The organism is Spirulina subsalsa FACHB-351 (assembly GCF_026130165.1).
In the GTDB taxonomy this organism is placed as follows: Bacteria; Cyanobacteriota; Cyanobacteriia; order Cyanobacteriales; family Spirulinaceae; genus Spirulina_A; species Spirulina_A subsalsa_A.
This window is the reverse complement of the sequence record NZ_JAIHOM010000059.1, coordinates 1-19,388: the sequence shown is the minus strand read 5'-3', so window position 1 is coordinate 19,388 and position 19,388 is coordinate 1. Positions and strand designations below refer to the sequence as shown.

At 47.4% G+C, this 19,388-nt stretch carries 15 protein-coding genes and 1 tRNA gene; 9 read left to right on the top strand and 7 right to left on the bottom strand.

The window, feature by feature from the left end; translation table 11 throughout:
* The first annotated feature begins 56 nt into the window (after positions 1-56).
* Complete coding sequence (ilvD, locus tag K4A83_RS12990; RefSeq protein ID WP_265265006.1) at positions 57-1,742, top strand: dihydroxy-acid dehydratase; 1,686 nt, start codon at positions 57-59, stop codon at positions 1,740-1,742.
* 182 nt (positions 1,743-1,924) lie between these two features.
* On the opposite strand, the gene K4A83_RS12985 is transcribed toward ilvD, so the two are convergent.
* From K4A83_RS12985 to K4A83_RS12970, 4 genes are all read right to left on the bottom strand, one after another.
* A complete protein-coding gene (locus K4A83_RS12985; RefSeq protein WP_265265004.1) occupies positions 1,925-2,137 on the bottom strand; it encodes a type II toxin-antitoxin system HicB family antitoxin in 213 nt (70 codons plus the stop codon).
* Positions 2,137-2,328 (bottom strand): type II toxin-antitoxin system HicA family toxin, encoded by a 192-nt coding sequence (locus K4A83_RS12980; RefSeq protein WP_265265003.1) that lies wholly within the window; start codon positions 2,326-2,328, stop codon positions 2,137-2,139. The genes K4A83_RS12985 and K4A83_RS12980 overlap by 1 nt, the downstream gene beginning before the upstream one ends.
* Positions 2,329-2,414: 86 nt before the next feature.
* Positions 2,415-3,872 carry an Asp-tRNA(Asn)/Glu-tRNA(Gln) amidotransferase subunit GatA gene (gatA, locus tag K4A83_RS12975; RefSeq protein ID WP_265265002.1) on the bottom strand — a complete coding sequence of 486 codons (1,458 nt, stop codon included), beginning with the start codon at positions 3,870-3,872 and terminating at the stop codon, positions 2,415-2,417.
* Positions 3,873-4,078: 206 nt separating this feature from the next.
* Positions 4,079-4,150: transfer RNA gene (locus K4A83_RS12970), tRNA-Val, on the bottom strand.
* 149 nt (positions 4,151-4,299) lie between these two features.
* Here K4A83_RS12970 and K4A83_RS12965 point away from each other — a divergent pair.
* Positions 4,300-4,425 carry a photosystem II protein Y gene (locus K4A83_RS12965; protein WP_017306503.1) on the top strand — a complete coding sequence of 42 codons (126 nt, stop codon included), beginning with the start codon at positions 4,300-4,302 and terminating at the stop codon, positions 4,423-4,425.
* 153 nt (positions 4,426-4,578) lie between these two features.
* On the opposite strand, the gene mdh is transcribed toward K4A83_RS12965, so the two are convergent.
* The 3 genes from mdh to K4A83_RS12950 form a co-directional block, all read right to left on the bottom strand.
* Positions 4,579-5,556, bottom strand: a complete 978-nt coding sequence (gene mdh, locus K4A83_RS12960) for a malate dehydrogenase (RefSeq protein WP_265265001.1) — start codon at positions 5,554-5,556, stop codon at positions 4,579-4,581.
* Between the two features lie 144 nt (positions 5,557-5,700).
* Entirely contained in the window at positions 5,701-5,919 is a 219-nt protein-coding gene (ndhO, locus tag K4A83_RS12955) for an NAD(P)H-quinone oxidoreductase subunit O (RefSeq protein WP_265265000.1), read from the bottom strand.
* Between the two features lie 116 nt (positions 5,920-6,035).
* Positions 6,036-6,599 (bottom strand): NUDIX hydrolase, encoded by a 564-nt coding sequence (locus tag K4A83_RS12950; RefSeq protein ID WP_265264999.1) that lies wholly within the window; start codon positions 6,597-6,599, stop codon positions 6,036-6,038.
* Between the two features lie 304 nt (positions 6,600-6,903).
* On the opposite strand from K4A83_RS12950, the gene K4A83_RS12945 reads away from it, so the two are divergent.
* The 7 genes from K4A83_RS12945 to K4A83_RS12915 all read left to right on the top strand — a co-directional run.
* On the top strand, positions 6,904-10,671 hold the full coding sequence (locus tag K4A83_RS12945) for a beta strand repeat-containing protein (RefSeq protein ID WP_265264998.1): 3,768 nt from the start codon (positions 6,904-6,906) through the stop codon (positions 10,669-10,671).
* Positions 10,668-10,934 carry a hypothetical protein gene (locus K4A83_RS12940; RefSeq protein WP_265264997.1) on the top strand — a complete coding sequence of 89 codons (267 nt, stop codon included), beginning with the start codon at positions 10,668-10,670 and terminating at the stop codon, positions 10,932-10,934. Before K4A83_RS12945 ends, K4A83_RS12940 begins: the two co-directional genes overlap by 4 nt.
* Before the next feature lie 43 nt (positions 10,935-10,977).
* Complete coding sequence (locus K4A83_RS12935; RefSeq protein ID WP_265264996.1) at positions 10,978-11,265, top strand: hypothetical protein; 288 nt, start codon at positions 10,978-10,980, stop codon at positions 11,263-11,265.
* A 383-nt stretch (positions 11,266-11,648) separates the two neighbouring features.
* Complete coding sequence (gene amt, locus K4A83_RS12930; protein WP_265264995.1) at positions 11,649-13,778, top strand: ammonium transporter; 2,130 nt, start codon at positions 11,649-11,651, stop codon at positions 13,776-13,778.
* Positions 13,779-13,802: 24 nt separating this feature from the next.
* Positions 13,803-15,074 (top strand): urea ABC transporter substrate-binding protein, encoded by a 1,272-nt coding sequence (gene urtA / locus K4A83_RS12925; RefSeq protein ID WP_265264994.1) that lies wholly within the window; start codon positions 13,803-13,805, stop codon positions 15,072-15,074.
* A 32-nt stretch (positions 15,075-15,106) separates the two neighbouring features.
* Positions 15,107-17,125, top strand: coding sequence for a SpoIIE family protein phosphatase (locus K4A83_RS12920; protein ID WP_265264993.1), 2,019 nt, complete (start codon positions 15,107-15,109; stop codon positions 17,123-17,125).
* Positions 17,126-17,404: 279 nt separating this feature from the next.
* Positions 17,405-19,388, top strand: a 1,984-nt coding sequence (locus tag K4A83_RS12915) for a hypothetical protein (RefSeq protein WP_265264992.1), incomplete at its 3' end; no start/stop codon positions are given.

Sequence of the window (19,388 nt, the reverse complement as noted above, 5' to 3'; positions counted from 1 at the left end):
GGTCACAGACAATGGATCAAGAGAGCCAATTTTTAGATTCAGGAGGATGTTGAAAGATGGCAGACAATCGTAGAAGTCAGGTGATTACCCAGGGGGTGCAGCGATCGCCTAATCGGGCTATGTTGCGTGCGGTAGGCTTTGGGGATGAGGATTTCACCAAGCCGATTGTCGGGTTAGCTAATGGCTATAGTACAATTACCCCCTGTAATATGGGGATTAATAGCTTGGCGCTGCGGGCAGAGGCAGGCTTGAAATCTGCCGGAGCGATGCCCCAAATGTTCGGCACAATTACGGTGTCTGATGGGATTTCTATGGGAACCGAGGGGATGAAATATTCTCTGGTGTCTCGGGATGTGATTGCGGATTCCATTGAGACGGCCTGTAATGCCCAAAGTATGGACGCGGTGCTGGCGATTGGGGGCTGTGATAAAAATATGCCGGGGGCGATGATTGCCATTGCCCGGATGAATATTCCGGGGATTTTTGTCTATGGGGGAACCATTAAGCCCGGTCACTACAATGGGCAAGATTTAACGGTGGTGAGTGCCTTTGAAGCGGTGGGACAACACAGCGCGGGAAAAATTGATGATGAGACGCTGACCAATATTGAACGGAATGCCTGTCCGGGGGCGGGGTCTTGTGGGGGAATGTATACGGCCAATACCATGTCCTCAGCCTTTGAGGCGATGGGGATGAGCTTGCCGTACTCTTCTACTATGGCGGCTGAGGATGCCGAAAAGGCGGATAGTGCGGAAAAATCGGCTTTTGTGTTGGTAGAGGCGATTAAGGCGCAACGCTTACCCAGTCAGATTTTAACTCGGGAGGCGTTTGAGAATGCGATCGCCGTGATCATGGCGGTGGGTGGGTCAACCAACTCGGTTTTACACTTATTGGCGATCGCCCACACCATTGGCGTTCCCCTCACCCTCGACGACTTTGAAACCATTCGTGGCCGGGTCCCCGTCCTCTGTGACCTCAAACCTAGTGGGCGTTACGTTGCTACCGACCTCCACGCCGTTGGGGGCATTCCCCAAGTCATGAAAATGCTCCTCAATCACGGCCTTTTACATGGCGATGCCCTCACCATTACTGGGCAAACCATCGCCGAAGTTCTCGCCGATGTCCCCGATCATCCCCCCACGGATCAAGATGTAATCCGTCCGTGGGACAATCCCATGTACAGCACCGGACACCTGGCCATCCTCAAAGGTAATCTCGCCGAAAATGGATCCGTCGCCAAAATTAGCGGCGTCAAGAAGCCCCAAATCACTGGCCCCGCCCGGGTCTTTGAGTCGGAGGAAGAATGTTTGGATGCCATTCTAGCCGGGAAAATTCAAGGCGGAGATGTGGTCATTGTCCGTTATGAAGGCCCCAAAGGTGGCCCCGGAATGCGGGAAATGTTAGCCCCCACCTCGGCCATTATTGGGGCAGGATTAGGGGATAGTGTAGGCTTAATTACCGATGGTCGTTTCTCCGGAGGAACTTACGGCCTCGTCGTCGGTCACGTCGCCCCAGAGGCCGCTGTTGGGGGTACTATTGCCCTAGTTCAAGAAGGGGACACCATCACCATTGATGCTCATGCTCGTTCTCTCCATCTGCACGTTTCCGACGAGGAACTGGCTCAACGTCGTGCAGCTTGGACTCCTCCGGCTCCCCGTTATACGCGAGGAGCGTTGGCCAAATATGCGAAGGTTGTCTCTTCGAGTCACTTTGGGGCGGTGACGGATAAGGACTTGTTTTAAGGGCAATGTGGGCGACAGTGAGGCGGGTTGGGTTTCGCTGTCGCTTCACCCAACCTACAGGTAGTTTTCTGTTTTCTCAGGGTCATATGAGCCTACCCAACCTTAACAAGTTAGTCTCTAGAAGCGTTTGACGAGATCCCTGATTTCCGTCAGTCCTCGGGCAAGTGCCACTTTTTTCTCGGTTAAGCGGTGACTTCGACGTAATCACATTCTGTTTTGGGTAAGGGAAGGTTTAAGCCTTCTTCCAACAGTGATTCCAGATGAAAACTAATGGCTTCTTGGATATTTTCTTTGACTTCTTCTAGGGTATCGCCAACGCTAACACAGCCGGGCAGATCGGGTACAAAAGCGGAATAATTATTTTCGGCTTTTTCGATAATAATTGCGTAACGCATTAGTTTCCCTCCAGTTGTGCTTGTTTAAGAATGCTTTTTAATGTGCCGATCGCCAAATCTTTTGAGGGTTTACCGGGGACGGTCACTAAACCGCTTTTGGTGGGATGCTTATATTGGCGATGACTCCCTTTTATTCGGGATAAGTACCAACCATCAGTTTCTAACCGTTTAATGATGTCTGAAACTTTCATTTTATAGTGTTGTAATTGCCTCTGCTGTTTTCAAGAAAGAGGCGTTGTGTTGGGTTTCGCTGTCGCTTCACCCAACCTACGGGCGCTTACAAAATGGGGGTTCTTAAGTGCCAATCGGTGGATTGTTCGTAAGCATAGGCTACTTGTAAGAGTTGATCTTCTCGTAATACTTTGCCAATTAACTGCATTCCAATGGGTAAACCTTGCTGGTCAAAACCACAGGGAATACTGAGGGCGGGTAAACCTGCTAAATTCACGGGAATGGTCATTAAATCGGAAAGGTACATACTTAAGGGATCGGCGGTTTTTTCTCCGGCTTTAAAGGCTGTGGTGGGGGAGGTGGGACAGACTAAAACATCGACTTTTTCAAAGGCGGATTCAAAATCTTGTTTGATTAATGTGCGGACTTTTTGGGCTTTGAGGTAATAGGCATCATAATATCCGGCGGAAAGGGCATAGGTGCCTAACATGATCCGCCGCTTCACTTCGGTTCCAAAGCCTTTGGCTCGGGTTTTTTTGTACATATCCACGAGGTTATCGGCTTCTTCTGCTCGGATGCCATATTTCACGGCATCATAACGGGCTAAATTGGCGGAGGCTTCTGAGGGGGCGATGATGTAGTAGGCGGGTAAACCGTAACCGAAACGGGGACAGGAGACGATTTGAATTTCGGCTCCTAGGTTTTGTAGAACTTCGATGGCGGCTTTGACTTTTTCTTCGACTTGGGAATCTAATCCACCGCCAAAGGTTTCTTTAATTACGCCAATGCGCAGACGGGATTTAGGGCGGAAGTTGGGCTTGAGGAGTTGGGCATAGTTGGGGATGTCTACTTTAAGACTGGTGGAGTCTTTGGGGTCGTACCCGGCGATCGCACCCAATAATATGGCCGCATCTTCGACACAGCCCCCAAAGGGGCCGATTTGATCCAAGGAGGAGGCATAGGCCACTAAACCATAGCGCGACACTAAGCCATAGGTGGGTTTCATCCCCACTACCCCACAAAGGGAAGCGGGCTGACGAATGGATCCCCCAGTGTCAGACCCCAAGGCTACGACGCATTCTTGAGCCGCTACGGCCGCCGCAGAGCCACCGGAAGAGCCTCCGGGGACACGGGATAGGTCCCAAGGATTCGCCGTCACCTGATAGCCGGAATTCTCGGTAGAACTGCCCATGGCAAATTCATCCAGATTGGTTTTTCCGACCATAACCGCTCCGGCTTTTTTCAGTTTCTCTGTCACTGTGGACTCATAAGGGGGGACAAAATTCTCCAAAATCCGAGAACCGCAAGTGGTAGGAATCCCGTCGGTACACATATTATCCTTAATCCCGATGGGGATTCCGGCGAGTAGACCAATTTCTTCCCCAGCCGCAATCTGCTGATCGACCTGTTTGGCTTGTGCGAGGGCGTGATCTGCCGTGATCTGGAGAAAGCTATGAAGTTTTGGCTCTAGGGTTTGAATGCGCTCTAGGGCTTCAGTGGTGATCTCAACCGCAGAACGTTCTTTGCGGACTAACTGGGTGTGCAACTCGCGAATGGATGCCATGCGTCTACATTTCTTAGGATTGAACCATTTCCCAGTGTACCGTTTTCAGGACACTAGAACATAGTTCCCTCGTTCTTGATCTTGTTTTAAGTATTTATACTTTTCCCAGTGCTACACATAGGGTTTGAGTAAATTTTGAGTAAATTGAGATAACTAAGAATTGAGTAAATTCTTAAAGCCTATATATAGCAAGGTTTTAAAGGATATGGGCGATACTGGATTTGAACCAGTGACCCCTTCCGTGTGAAGGAAGTGCGCTACCCCTGTGCTAATCGCCCGCGATCTCCCATTGTAATCTCTTCTTTAAAAAAAAGCAAGCCCCCCTGACCCAGTTGTAATCTGATGAGTCATTGGATCTTGACAAAGTGATGGAAAAATGAGAAAGATTAAAATAATTTAAAATATTGATCAAGAGAGGATGTGAAATATGGATTTTGATTGGCGGTTGGTGGTTGTGCTGGGACCCCTGTTAATTGCAGCAGGCTGGGCGGGTTTTAATATCTTTGCAGCAGCCCTAGGTCAAGTTCAATCTTTCTTAAACAAAAATACCTAGTTGATTAATGTTTGTATAGACTTGATAGAATCTCCCTCTAAGCTTCGCTATAGAGGGAGATTCTTGTTACTAGTTCACGGACACCTTACTGTAGGGGCGGCTGAATATGGCTTACAGTAAGATGTGGGAATTGATAATTGATAGACGAAAGGCCTAAACCTTAGCGTGCAAAGCTTCTAGGGCGATTTTGTTATTAGCACGCACAGACTCGGCGGAGGTGTGCAGGGCCGCTAATTCTGCGTCGGAGAGTTTGAGTTCTAGGATTTGTTCCACTCCATTGGCTCCTAAACGACAGGGAACTCCGACAAATACATCATTGAGGCCATATTCTCCTTGTAAGTAGGCGGCAGTGGGGAGAAGACGGGATTGATTATGCAGGATCGCTTCTACCATACGACAGACCGAGGAGGCGGGAGCGTAGTATGCGCCACCTGTTTTAAACAGTTTGACTAATTCCGCGCCGCCGTTGCGTGTGCGTTCAATGAGTCGTTCAATGGTAGATTGATCGAGTAGTTCCGTGATGGGAACACCGCGCACGGTGCAGTAACTGGGTAGGGGTACCATCAAGTCACCGTGACCTCCTAGGACCATCGCATGAACATCGGCGATCGCAACCCCTAATTCCATGGCAATGAAAGTCTGGAGACGAGCGGAGTCTAGCACCCCGGCCATTCCCATCACCCGGGTAGTCGGTAACTGGGTTACTTGCCAAGCGACATAGGTCATGACATCTAAGGGATTGGTCACGAGGATTAAAATGGCATTGGGGGAATGGGCGATCGCCGATTTGACCGATTGGGCAATAATGGACGCATTGATATGAATTAAATCATTGCGATCCATCCCCGGTGTGCGAGGACGACCGGCCGTCACTACTACGATGTCCGAGTTGGCTGTATCTTGATAGTCATTGGTGCCGAGAATAAACCCATCATGGTCTTCTAAACCTCGGGCTTCCAAAAGATCCAGTGCAACCCCCTGGGGCAATCCCTCCACCACATCAAGTAAAACAACATCGGCGATATTTTTCTCTAAAATCCGTTGAGCTAAGGTGCTACCTACCTTTCCGGCTCCAACAACTGCGACGCGAGCGGGTTTTTGTTGCTGGATTGCAGGGGATACAGGTGTCATGAAACCTCCTATAAGTGGAAAACGGCGTTCCTTGTGAGGATGATCGAGTCGCGGACAGAATCTCTAGTGTCCGTAGCCCATCACCCCCCAAGGACGCTGGGAGTGAGTTCATTCACACTGTTATGGAGGGGAAAGGGGGGCGGGTTATTCCGCTAATTCCAGTTGATCCAAACGCAACCACATTCCGGGTGTGGGAACGTAGAATTTAACAAAAGCGTAATCTCCATCCATTTCCACGACTTCCCCTTTGCTGTCAAACAAGTAGGGGGGGAAACGAGTATCACTCGCCGTTGCCTCTACACTAGCTTCTAATTTTTCCCGAACAGCGTGAACTAAAGAACCCTTTTTTATTTTTCCTGCCATAATCGATTCTGGGCTGAAGTCTTAACAATGTTTTCCAGCTTACCCGAAATTTAAGGGGATTCGTCTTCTCTGGTGGGGAGAGTTTCATAGGAGGGAGTCAGGAGTCGGGAATAGGGTCAAAATCCACACAAACTTTGATAATTGTTGATTAACTCCAATAAAACAGCACGACATTGTAGACAAGTCAGGTCTTGTAATAACTGGCAAATGCCTTGAGTATCGACCGGGTAGGTCGCGCCAATGAAATCAGAATCTAGGTTAAAATTGGGGGCAAGTTCTACGATAAATCCGTAGAGTTTTTGATTAGAAAAGGAACTGTTGATAGACCAGCCTTGGGGATTTAAGGGGATAATGCGATCGCACTGTGTCTCATCAACGCCTAATTCCCGATGCAGAATCTCCCGCACAACGTTTTCCCGTGGGGTATCAGGAGGGATGCGGCCCCCCGGAAAGTCCAGCGTCACTTCTCCCACCCCCGGACGATACAGGGGTTTGGGGAAAATAAAAAAGTCCTGCTGAATCGTCACAATGACGGCAGAATCGGCTTTTTCAATGCGCCAATAATCTAAGCGTTTGCCGTGATGATCTTCGAGATGTTCGCCAATCAGAGTTAGCCAAGGCGATCGCATTTCCACAAAACGATTAAGCGTTTTCCAAAAGGGAGAGTCAGAAAAAGTCATGGGTTGCCATTGCCCTCAAGATCGGCTAAGATTCCTACTTAACATAGTCTGTTTTAGACCAAGCAGGTTAACGTTTTAGAGAAACTCCCAGATCATCAGGGTTTAAATCGTCAGGGTTGAGATTCAGGGAACGCACGCTACACTTAAATTCAAATAAATTCAAACTAGAATCCTGACCCTGCACGAAGATAAGGTTATTCCCCAAGCGGTCAGTCTTGTATAGACTGTTTGCCCTAACTCCCATCCAATCATCAAGGGTTGCTCTTTTGCTAGCCAGTCGTGTATCCTACCCAGCTTAAGAACCGTGAAACGCATACTCTCCCTTTGTTGTAGCAGCTTTGTCCTGTTGGCTGGTTTAACGTCCCCCAGTTCAGCACAAGAAGAGTTAAACCCTTCCCCCCTTTCCACCGAAGCACAGGATTTGCTCATTGCTCCCCGCATTGGTGGGGGAGTGCAATCCTCCGGAGGTGGTACCCCTCGCTTCACCCAAATTGAAACCTTCCTGCCCCTTGTCCAAACCCCCGGAGAAAGTTTACTTTTCTTAGAAGGTCGTGTTCTCTGGTTAGACTACGAAACCCTCGGAACTAATCTCCTCCTCGGTCAGCGCTTCTATGAGGAAAAACGAGATTTGCTGTTGGGGGGGTATGTTGCTTTTGATACTAGAGACACCGGAAACGCCAACTTTAAGCAGTTAGGACTAGGCTTTGAGCGCCTTAGTAGTACATGGGACTTACGCTTAAATGGCTACTTCCCCCTCGGCACTTCTCGTCAACAAACGGCCGAGATCATCTCTGGAAATGGACAAACGCAAGTCACAGATTTTGGCTTTCAAGGGAATTATCTCCTCCTCTCCGGTCAACGTAGCTTTAACACCCTCCGCACCTTTGAATCCGCTATGTTAGCCCTCGATGGAGAAGTGGGGGGGAAAATTGCCGATTTGGGCAGTTTTGGCGAACTGCGGGGCTATGGGGGGCTGTATTATTACAATGCGCCTCAGAATACGGTGTTAGGGTGGCGGACTCGTTTGGAAGCAACGGCAGATAATAGCCAGTATCGGGTAGGTGTAACGCTACAGGATGATCAACGCTTCGGCACCAATTTAATTGTCAATTTTGGCATGAATTTCGGGGGCAAGTTGACCCGCAATCCGGGGAGTCCGGTGTCTACTTGGGACCGTTTGGGATATTTTACGGCCCGCAATAGCACCATTTTAGTGGTTCCGACGATGGAAGAATTTACCACGGTGGAAGGATTTGCCGATGAGAAGGCGATTAATCCAGTCACGGGAGAACCTTGGTTTTTCCACCATGTGAATAATACCGGAGTGGCTGGGGGCGATGGAACCATTGAAAATCCCTTTGGTTTGGTGGGGAATTTGAATGTCTCGGGAACCGCGATTTTTGGGGCGAATACCAACAACATCGACAATCGCAACGAAATTGTCTATGTGCAGTTGGGGAACAATCCGGGGATTCCTAGCTTTACCATACCGGATCAGGTGCAAGTCCTCTCTACGGCTCCTTTACAAACGGTGCCAACTCAACGGGGAACGGTCAAATTACCCTTATCGGATAGTGGTTTAGCCAATCGTCCTCAAATTGTGGATACGGTGAAATTGGGGACGAATAGCGTGATTTCTGGCTTCCAAATCACGGGGGTACAGGATGGGGGGATTGTGGGGGAAAATGTGGGGGGCGCGCAGGTGCGGGATAATGTGATTACTAGCGCGACTCATCCGGCCTTGCGTTTGCAAAATACTACGGGGACGATGGAGTTTTTGCGCAATGAGATCATTGGCAATAATCAAGGGGCGATTCAAGGCCAACAGGTGGAGAATCTAAGCATTAGCGGGGGGTCTATTACCAGTCGCAATGCTCCCGGGGATGGGATTCGTTTAGACCAAGTGCGCGGGACGGTAACGGTGGACAATAGCCCCATTACGGTGAGTAATGCGACTGGGGCGGGGATGAAGTTGAGTAATGTGACGGGAGGGGTAAATTTAACGGGGAGTAGTGGGAATCGCATTGAAGGCAGTGCCACGACGGGGCTTCAGGTGGAAAGTTCGACGGGTGCGATCGCCCTTTCTAATTTCAATCTTACCCACTCGGGCAGTAATGCGGCCATAGTCGCCGACACCGTGAGTAATCTTCAGTTCACCAATACCACCGTCAACGCCACAGGACAAGGGGCTTTCCGGGGCAATAATCTCCAAAACCTAACCTTTGCAGGGGGAAGTCTCACCAGTGCCAATTCTGCTAATAATGGTCTGGTGTTAAGCAATGTGACGGGAGAGGTGAAGTTGAGTAATACTCCCATTTCCGTCAGTAATTCTCGGGAGGATGGGATTCGTTTGGACCAAGTGCGCGGGACGGTAACGGTGGACAATAGCCCCATTACGGTGAGTAATGCGGCCGGGGCGGGGATGAAGTTGAGTAATGTGACGGGAGGGGTAAATTTAACGGGGAGTAGTGGCAATCGCATTGAAGGCAGTGCCACGACGGGGCTTCAGGTGGAAAGTTCGACAGGTGCGATCGCCCTTTCTAATTTCAATCTTACCCACTCGGGCAGTAACGCGGCCATAGTCGCCGACACCGTGAGTAATCTTCAGTTCACCAATACCACCGTCAACGCCACAGGACAAGGGGCTTTCCGGGGCAATAATCTCCAAAACCTAACCTTTGCAGGGGGAAGTCTCACCAGTGCCAATTCTGCCAATAATGGCCTTGCTTTAGACAATGTGACAGGAGGGGTCAATTTTAGTAATACCACCTTCAACCTCACCAACTCCCAACAAAATGGCATCAGCCTTAATAACATTGCCGGAACAGTTAATATCAGTGCCGGAGAAGGGAGTCAAATTAGCAACACCACCAACTCCGGCATCAAAATCCAAAACTCCTCCGGCACCATTGCCCTCTCGAATTTCCAAATCACCGAAACAGGCGGCACAGCGAGCGCAGACGGAGGCATTTTTGGCCGTAATTTAACCAATGCAACTATTACAATTAGTAACAATACCTTGACAAATGTCCGCCATCAAGGAATAGCTTTTACTGAATCTACAGGCGCGTTTAATATTACCAATAACACCATCAGTAACACTCAATTTTTTGATGATTTCATTGGTCAAGGGGTTGGTTTTTATAACGTCAACGGCACGGTAAATATTACGGGAAATACGATTACTAACAGCACTGGAACGGGAGATTCTGCCTTTACTCCACCTAATATTACCACCGCTAGCGGACAGGCTATTGCTGTGGCCAATGAGCGGGGAGATATTCAGTTAAATATTGAAAACAATACTGTTCGCGATAGCTACGATGATGCCATTCTAGTTATTTTAGGTCGAACTAATCCCAACGTTGCGGGCAATCCCGGCAATGCCACAGGAACCTTAACGATTAGGAATAATCAGGTCATTGACAATGGTGCAATTCTCCCAGGTACCGAACGAGGGGATGGTTTAGTGATTGGGGTATTTGAGGATGCCGTTGCAGAAAATATCACCATTCAAGGTAATACATTCCGCAATAATGCCGCAGGGGGGATTGATATTGGTGCAGGTTTGAATGTGGGAAGTACGGCTGAAATTCGGAATTTGTTGATTGATAATAATGTAATTGTGGGGAGTGAAACTGAAGGGATTCGGTTGTCATTTTTGGCTAGTTCTGTCGGGAATCTAACCATTTCTAATAATGAGATTGCTGATCATGAAAATATTGGGATTGTGATTGCAGCTTTTGGCATTCCTCTAATGGGTGGAGATCCAAGTATGACAACAGGCAATGCTAGATTTACGGCTAATATTACGAACAATATAACAACTATGACCGGGTTAAATACCTCTATTTCTATTGGAACGAATAGTAATCAAAATTCTTGCGTTAGGCTTGAAGGAAACAATAGTACAACCCAATATGTATTTTTTACAACAGGAGGAACGGGTCAACTTTCTATTGTTAATAGAGACACTCTTAGCGCTCTAAATACCATAGGGATCTTGCCCGTACAATTCTTACCCAACCCACCGGGTGCAGCAGCATTTGGAAATGTTACCGCTTGTCCATGAACGAATCACCCTGTAGGTTAGGTGAAGCGCCAGCACAACCCAACAACAGAGGAATCAGGAAATGCGATCGCCCCATCGTAGGTTGGGTGAAGCGCCAGCGCAACCCAACACCCCCCACGAATGGACTCCCCGTAGGTTGGGTGAAGCAACAGCGCAACCCAACAACAGAGGAATCAGGAAATGCGATCGCCCCACGTAGGTTGGGTGAAGCGCCAGCGCAACCCAACACCCCCACGAATGTTGGGTTAGAAGTGCCAGCATAACCCAACAACAGAGGAATCAGGAAATGCGATCGCCCCACGTAGGTTGGGTGAAGCGCCAGCGCAACCCAACACCCCCCACGAATGGACTCCCCGTAGGTTGGGTGAAGCGCCAGCGCAACCCAACACCCTCCACGAATGGACTCCCCGTAGGTTAGGTAAAGCGACAACCCAACAAGAGAGGAATCAGGAAATGCGATCGCCCATCATCGTAGGTTGGGTGAAGCGCCAGCACAACCCAATACCCCCCACGAATGGACTCCCCGTAGGTTGGGTGAAGCAACAGCGCAACCCAACAACAGAGGAATCAGGAAATGCGATCGCCCCATCGTAGGTTGGGTGAAGCGCCAGCGCAACCCAATACCCCCCACGAATGGACTCCCCGTAGGTTGGGTGAAGCAACAGCGCAACCCAACACCCCCCACTAATGTTGGGTTACACTTCGTTCCACCCAACCTACAAATACCAACCCAACACACCCCCTAATTTTGGGTTACACCGTGGCACACAACCGGGAAAATACTGGTTTTTGGCAACTTATTCCCGATAAAATGAAGGGTAGCCCATTGTAATGGAAGAGTCACCCAGATCCTGCTGCTGGCTTCTAGAATGCTCAGAGCATCATAGTTCTGAGAACCCCAAAGCCCTGATATAGTCTGATGGGTTGCTGATTTAAGGTCTACCCCTGCCGATGTACCCACTGTATGTTTAACCCACGTGATCGATATTTTATGGATTTTGGTCTGTTCTGGCTTAGTGTTTGCCATGCAAGCAGGATTTATGTGTTTAGAATCCGGGCTGACTCGCTCCAAGAACAGTATTAATGTCGCGGTTAAGAATCTCGCCGATTTTGGCATTTCCGTCACCCTCTTTACCAGCGTTGGGTATGCCTTGATGTTCGGAGCCTCCCAAGGAGGATGGTGGGGGAACTCCTACTGGTTTCTCCATTTCGATCAAACCCCCTTCAAATCGGCCATTTTTCTCTTTCAAGTCATGTTTTGCAGCACAGCCACCACTATTGTTTCCGGGGCCATTGCCGAACGGATTCATTTTAGTGCCTATCTCCTCGTTGCCTGTCTCATTTCCGGCTGCATTTACCCCCTATTTGGTCATTGGGCTTGGAATGGTCTCCTAGATGGTCAAGCCCTCGGATGGCTCGGGAAATTGGGCTTTGTAGACTTTGCTGGGGCTACCGTTGTCCATAGTATGGGGGGCTGGGTGTCCCTCGCCGCCCTCCTAGTCATTGGCCCCCGTCTGGGTCGCTTTCCTGCCCCCGGAAAAAGCCGCAAAATTCAAGGCTCTAACCTTCCTCTGGCAGTCTTAGGCGCGCTGATCCTTTGGTTTGGCTGGTTAGGCTTTAATGGTGGCAGTACCTTTGAATTAAGCCCTAAAGTGCCTCATATCCTGCTCAACACCATTTTAGCGGGAGTGGCGGGAATGCTGGTGGCTACTGCCCTGACATGGCAACGGCGCAAGGTTCCCGAGGTGGAAATGGTGATTAACGGGTCGATTGCGGGTTTGGTGGCCATTACTGCCGCCTGTAATCTCGTCTCTGCTCCTCTTGCCTTGGTGATTGGTGGGACAGGGGCCGCTGTGATGGTTCTGGTTTCCTCTCAACTGGAACAGTGGCAAATTGACGACGCGGTGGACGCGGTGGCAGTACATGGGGCGGCTGGCTTTTGGGGAACCCTCGCCGTGGGCTTATTTGGCAATCCCGAACTGATCGGCACAGGATTAAGCAAGGGCAGTCAAATTGCGGTGCAGTTTTTTGGGGCTTCTGTGGCTTTGATTTGGGGTTTTGGGATTACCTATATTATTTTAAAATCAATTAATCGCTATTTTCCCCTGCGAGTTAATGCGGAAGCTGAACAAGCGGGACTCAATGTTTCTGAACACCAAGCGACGACAGAACTCCATGATCTCTTTGCGGTGATGGAGAAACACGCCCAGAGTGAAAATCTGAGTCTACGGGTGCCGGTGGATCCCTTTACGGAAGTGGGACAAATTGCCAAACGGTATAATCAGGTGATGGATGCTCTCGAAACGGCTAATGAGGAAATCTCCCAACTCAATGAGCAACTGAAGGCCGATAACTTGCGGTTAAGTGCAGAATTGGATATTACCCGACAACTGCAACAGATGCTGTTACCCCGGGAGAAGGATTTAGAGGCGATCGCAGACCTTGATATTTCCGGCTTCATGGAACCAGCCGCCGAAATCGGCGGTGACTATTACGACATTCTCAATTACGATGGTCGGATTAAAATTGGGATTGGCGATGTCACCGGACACGGCCTAGAAAGTGGAGTATTAATGATTATGGTACAAACCGCCGTCCGCACCCTACTCGCCAACAATGAACAAGATCCAAAAAAGTTCTGGGATACCCTTAACCGCACCATTTACGCCAATGTCCAACGCATGGGCTCCGAGAAAAATCTCACCCTCTCCCTTCTCGACTACTACGAGGGAAAGCTCTGTGTTAGTGGACAACATGAAGAATTAATCATAGTCCGCGCCAATGGAGATATTGAACGGATTGACACCATTAATTTAGGCTTCCCCATTGGTTTAGATCACGACATTCGGGATTTTGTCGATCAAACCTATGTTCAACTCTTCACGGGAGATATTGCCGTAGTCTATACCGATGGGATTACCGAAGCGGAAAATCTAGCCGGAGAACATTACGGACTTAACCGCCTGTGTCATGTAGTCAAAAAACACCGCCATCTCAAGGCTTCCAAAATTCAACAAGCCGTTGTTGATGACATTCGTCAACACATCGGCAGCCATACAGTCTATGACGACATCACCCTAGTCGTTCTCAAGCAAAAAGAAGTCTAACCGTTTCAGTGGGGGAATTCCAGAATGCTCAACCTGTTTAAAAACAAAAAATGGCTAATTTTTCTGATTTTAGTCAGTTTTTTCGCCATTCTCCTGTTGAATCCCCTCCTGGGTAGAACCCAAAACACCCCCATTAAAGTGGGAATTCTCCACTCCCTCACCGGGACAATGGCTATTAGTGAAAAACCTGTCGTTGAAGCCACCCTCATGGCCATTGAAGAAATTAACCAACAAGGGGGAGTTCTGGGTCGCCGGATTGAACCTATAGTAGTAGATGGTGCATCGAATTGGGATACCTTTGCTGAACTGGCGGAAAAATTGATTGTCGAAGATCAAGTTCTCACCGTGTTTGGTTGTTGGACTTCAGCTAGTCGGAAAACCGTTAAACCTGTTTTTGAAAAATATGACCACTTATTAATTTATCCTGTTCAGTATGAAGGACTAGAAATCTCCCCTAATATTTTTTATACAGGAGCCGCCCCTAATCAGCAAATTCTACCCGCCGTTAAGTGGGCATTTAATAACTTAGGAAAACGCTTTTTTTTAGTCGGTTCTGATTATATTTTTCCCCATGTTGCAAATACGATTGTGCGGGAGCAACTTTCCGCTCTAGATGCTGAGATTTTGGGGGAAGAATACTTAGGTTTAGGGACAACACAAGTACAAGAGGTTATAGAAAAAATCTTGGAAACCCAGCCTGATGTTGTGATTAATACTATTAATGGAGACACCAATATTGCTTTTTTTAATGAACTCAAGAAAGCCAATATTACGGCTGAGTCTATTCCTGTTATTTCTTTGAGTATTGGTGAAAATGAATTGCAAAGTTTCGACCCTAGTATTGTTGAAGGACACTATGCCGCTTGGAATTATTTTCAAAGTATTGAGAGTTTAGAGAATGAAAAGTTTATTCATAATTTTCGCAAAAAATATGGAGAATATCGCATGATGAGTGATCCAATGGAAGCGGCCTATGTTGGGGTTTATTTGTGGAAACAAGCCGTCCAGAAAACCCCTAATTTTGATATCGAATTATTACGAGAGAACTTAAAAGATCAAAGCTTTAGCGCCCCTCACGGTCCTGTTTATGTTGATCATCAGACTCAACATCTTTGGAAAACTGTGCGAGTGGGTAAAATTGATCAAAACTCTCAATTTAAGATTGTTTGGAGTTCAGGAAAACCCGTTCGACCCATCCCCTATCCGATGTATCGTTCTGAGACGGACTGGCAGAAATTATTACAGCAATATCAGTTGCAATGGCGAGGACAATGGTCAAATCCACGAACCGAATAAAAAAATTTATACATTGGGATAAGCTTAGGTTAGTGATTGCTCAAAAGACCATCTACAAAAAATTGCTGGGCTGGTTTTTGCTGTTAACTTTAGTACCCCTGTTAATTGCTAGTAGCTTAACCTTTTTTTCGTCTAAAGATGCTCTCGTTCGAGAGATCAATAATAACCTGATTACCATTACCCGAAGTAAAGCAGAACAGTTAGAAACCTATATTAATAATACGAAACTCAATGTGGTGATGCTCAGTCATATGCCCACCATCACTGAGATGATTAAATTGATCGAAGAAGATCCCACAGCGACATCTAATGAGGTACGCCAAGAAATCTTAAAATTTAATCTCTTTCTAACAGAATATTTTAAGAATGCTCAATACCGTAATGTGGTGTTGCTCAATACTCAGGGACAGATTCTTTTTGATTATACGGATCGACAAAATTCGTTTCGGCAATCCCTACAAACAGTTCCGCCGGATTCAGAACTCAAACTGGTTTTTGAACAGGCGAAAACCTTACAAGAAGTGAATATTTCTAACTTCTTTTATGATCGTCGTTTGCGGACTCCGAGTTTCCTGATTGCGGCTCCAGTTTTGGAGCGAAAACGAGTGATTGGGGTGTTGGTGATTCAAATTGATGATACGGTATTTTCTCAAACGGTTAATAACTATACAGGGTTAGGGTTAACAGGGGAAACGTTGGTGGGGATTAAAACTGAGGATTCCATTGTCTTGGTGAGTCCAACACGACACAATCCTAACGCAGCTTTAGAATATCGTGAACCCTTAGTGTCTGAGTCTCTCTCTCCCTTACAACAGGCGGTTCGGGGGACGATTAGCTATGGTAGGATGAGGGATTATCGCGATCGCATCACCTTAGCTGCTTGGCGTTATCTTCCCTCTCTTGATGGGGGAATGGTAGTTAAAATTGATGAAGCTGAAGCCTTAAAAGCCGTTGTCACTCAACGCAATAGTTTCATCGTTTTAGTAACCTTAACTGCAATTATTGTTGCGATTTTATCCCGCTATATTGCCCGTTCCATTGCTTATCCTATCATCCAACTGAGTAAAGTAGTGCAACGCTTTGCCCAAGGTTATTTAAGTGAACAAGCACCCATTTTAACTCAGGATGAAATTGGCTTTTTGGCTGAGTCTTTTAATCAAATGTCTAGTCAGTTGAATCAGACGTTTCAATCCTTAGAAACCATTAATCATGCTTTAGAGGAACGAGTTGCCCAACGAACTGTAGAACTGGAAAAAGCCCATCAAAAAATCTTAAACTTGAATGAACAACTCACGGCCGAGAATTTGCGCATGAGTTCCGAGTTAGAAATTACCCGCCAACTGCAACGGATGATTTTACCCAAAGAATCGGAACTGACCCGCATTGATGCCTTAGAAATTGTCGGTTTCATGGAACCGGCTAGTGAAATTGGTGGGGATTATTATGATATTTTGAGCTATGGCGACCGAGTTTTTATCGGCATTGGGGATGTGACGGGACATGGTTTAGAAAGTGGGGTGTTAATGATTATGGTACAAACGGCCGTCCGTACTTTAATAGCCAGTGAAGAAACTAATCTGATTAAGTTTTTTGAGGTGTTAAACCGGACTATTTATGATAATGTACGCCGAATTAACTCAGAAAAACATCTCACGTTGGCGTTACTCAACTATCAAGAGGGAACATTAACCTTAAGTGGTCAACATGAAGAGGTTATTTTAGTGCGAGCGAATGGTAGTGTTGAGCGCATTGATACCATAGATTTGGGATTTCCCATTGGCTTAGATGATAATATTGTCGATTTTATTGCTCAGTCTACGATTCACTTAGAATCTGGGGATATTGTGGTGTTATATACCGATGGCATTACGGAGGCAGAAAGTCCCGAAAATGTACAGTATGGGATTGATCAACTCTGTCGGGTGGTGCAAAAAAATAGTCACCGCACAGCGCAACAAATTCGTGAGGCGGTGATTGACGATTTGAAGCACCATATCGGGGTTCAGACGATTTATGATGATATTACGTTAGTGGTGATTAAACAACGTTGAATGATGGGAGGCAAGAGGACATTCATGCTTAACTGGAGTCTGATCAATAACTCGGGGAGTCGGGGAGGGGAGGGAGCAGGGGAGATTCTCTCACTATAATCTTGAGATTTGGTGAGATGAGGATGCAAAATTGTAGGTACACTGTCGAGAGGATGAGACGATCCTAGATTTGGGAAACGTTGCCAACCGATGGGATTCTGACATCTACTAGAAGACAATCCCAATCAGAAGACAATCCCAGCAACAGGGTAAACATCCCACAGCATGAGGAGAAGGGTGATGCCATTAAGTGACGAATTTAAAAAGGCCTTACAAGAAGGAAAAATTCAAGAAGCCTTTGTTTTAGCCTTAAGTCGAGCCGTTGAGTTGAATATTACCACTTGGGTCGCCACATCAGAAGACGATCCCGATCCCGCCATTTCAGCCAGTCATCTTAAACCCGGGGATCGTCTGCGTACCCACATCAACCTGATTCAAGGGGATATCGAGAATGAAATAGGCGATCGCTTCGTCCAAGATTCAGCCTACCAAGAACTCCGGCGCTTTCACTTCGACCAAGCCATTGAAGGCAATCACATTATTAGCCAAAATATCCAATCCCTGCAACAACTCTTTACCGTCCTCCATGCCATCCAACACCCCAACGCCGATCCCCTCTCCTTACTAGAAGACTCTCCCCCTCCCCTTCCCATCCCCCCAGAAGAACCCACCCTAGAAAACGCTCCCCAAAGCCCAGAAAACGCCCTAGAAGCCCCCCCAGAACCTATTTCTGAACAGGAAGTCATTAGTCCCCTCTTCCCCTCCCTAAACCCCGAAATAGTAGACCCAGCAACAGCAGAAATTCCCCCAGAAGAAACGGCAAATCCTGTCTTACCCACCCTCGACAGCACAGAACCCGACTTTGAACAAGACTTTCTCGATCCTCCCGCTCTAGAAACTCCTTGGCATGACGAGCAGACCCCCGACCTAGATCGTCTACAAGCCCCCCCAGAAGTCCTAGACACCCCTTCCGACGAGCAAGACATCTCCCCCCACGTTCTCAACCTAGAACCCCTTGTTGAGCCGAAAACCCTGCTTACAGAACCCGCTCCCCACCAAGAACTAGAAATTGAAGACTGGGAATCCTCCAGCTTAGAAACCCCAGACATCCTAGCTCCAGATCCTACCATCAACCAAGACCTTGTAGACCTCAACGCCCCCGTCGCTCCCCCCTCTGAACCCTTAAATCTCGACAATTTTGTTTCTGATCCAACTGCCGACGAAGAGAAAAGTCCTCTCCCGACGGAAGAGTTTAGCCAACTCACCAATCCCTCTACTTCCGCAGAACTTCTAGAAATTGAGGATTGGGATCTTACCTCATCTATTGTTGAGGCAAAAACAGAGGGTTTTGATGAGACAAAACCCGTAGAACTTGTTGAAATTGATGATTCAGAATGGGATGAATTTGCATTAGATTCTTCCCAGTTTGAAGCAACTTCTGACTTGGAAATTGTCGAAGAAAGTTCCGAAGTAGAAGAAAATGAGGAAGAGTGGGGCGATTTTTTAGAATTTGCAGAGGACACAGAATCAACTCCTAGTTTAGAGATACCCGAAATGGAAACTCCTGTCAGTGAAGAGGAGGAATGGGGAGATTTTGGTTTAGAAGACGATACAGAATCGACTCCTAGTTTAGAGATACCCGAAACGGAAACTCCTGTCAGTGAAGAGGAGGAATGGGGAGATTTTGGTTTAGAAGACGATACAGAATCAACTCCTAGTTTGGAAATTCCAGAAATAGAAACTCCTGTGAGTGAAGAGGAGGACGTATGGGGAGATTTTGCGTTAGGAGACGATGCAGAATCAATTCCTAGTTTAGAGATACCCGAAATGGAAACTCCTGTCAGTGAAGAGGAGGAATGGGGAGATTTTGGTTTAGAAGACGATGCAGAATCAACTCCTAGTTTAGAGATACCCGAAATGGAAACTCCTGTGAGTGAAGAGGAGGAATGGGGAGATTTTGGTTTAGAAGACGATACAGAATCAACTCCTAGTTTAGAGATACCCGAAACGGAAACTCCTGTGAGTGAAGAGGAAGAAGAATGGGGAGATTTTGCGTTAGGAGACGATACAGAATCGACTCCTAGTTTGGAAATTCCAGAAATGGAAACTCCTGTCAGTGAAGAGGAGGAATGGGGAGATTTTGGTTTAGAAGACGATACAGAATCGACTCCTAGTTTAGAGATACCCGAAACGGAAACTCCTGTCAGTGAAGAGGAGGAATGGG

Bases quoted from the DNA above. Each gene is read 5' to 3' on its own strand.
- ilvD (WP_265265006.1), top strand. From the start codon at position 57: ATGGCAGACAATCGTAGAAGTCAGGTGATTACCCAGGGGGTGCAGCGA.
- K4A83_RS12985 (WP_265265004.1), bottom strand. From the start codon at position 2,137: ATGCGTTACGCAATTATTATCGAAAAAGCCGAAAATAATTATTCCGCT.
- K4A83_RS12980 (WP_265265003.1), bottom strand. From the start codon at position 2,328: ATGAAAGTTTCAGACATCATTAAACGGTTAGAAACTGATGGTTGGTAC.
- gatA (WP_265265002.1), bottom strand. From the start codon at position 3,872: ATGGCATCCATTCGCGAGTTGCACACCCAGTTAGTCCGCAAAGAACGT.
- K4A83_RS12965 (WP_017306503.1), top strand. From the start codon at position 4,300: ATGGATTTTGATTGGCGGTTGGTGGTTGTGCTGGGACCCCTGTTAATT.
- mdh (WP_265265001.1), bottom strand. From the start codon at position 5,556: ATGACACCTGTATCCCCTGCAATCCAGCAACAAAAACCCGCTCGCGTC.
- ndhO (WP_265265000.1), bottom strand. From the start codon at position 5,919: ATGGCAGGAAAAATAAAAAAGGGTTCTTTAGTTCACGCTGTTCGGGAA.
- K4A83_RS12950 (WP_265264999.1), bottom strand. From the start codon at position 6,599: ATGACTTTTTCTGACTCTCCCTTTTGGAAAACGCTTAATCGTTTTGTG.
- K4A83_RS12940 (WP_265264997.1), top strand. From the start codon at position 10,668: ATGAACGAATCACCCTGTAGGTTAGGTGAAGCGCCAGCACAACCCAAC.
- urtA (WP_265264994.1), top strand. From the start codon at position 13,803: ATGCTCAACCTGTTTAAAAACAAAAAATGGCTAATTTTTCTGATTTTA.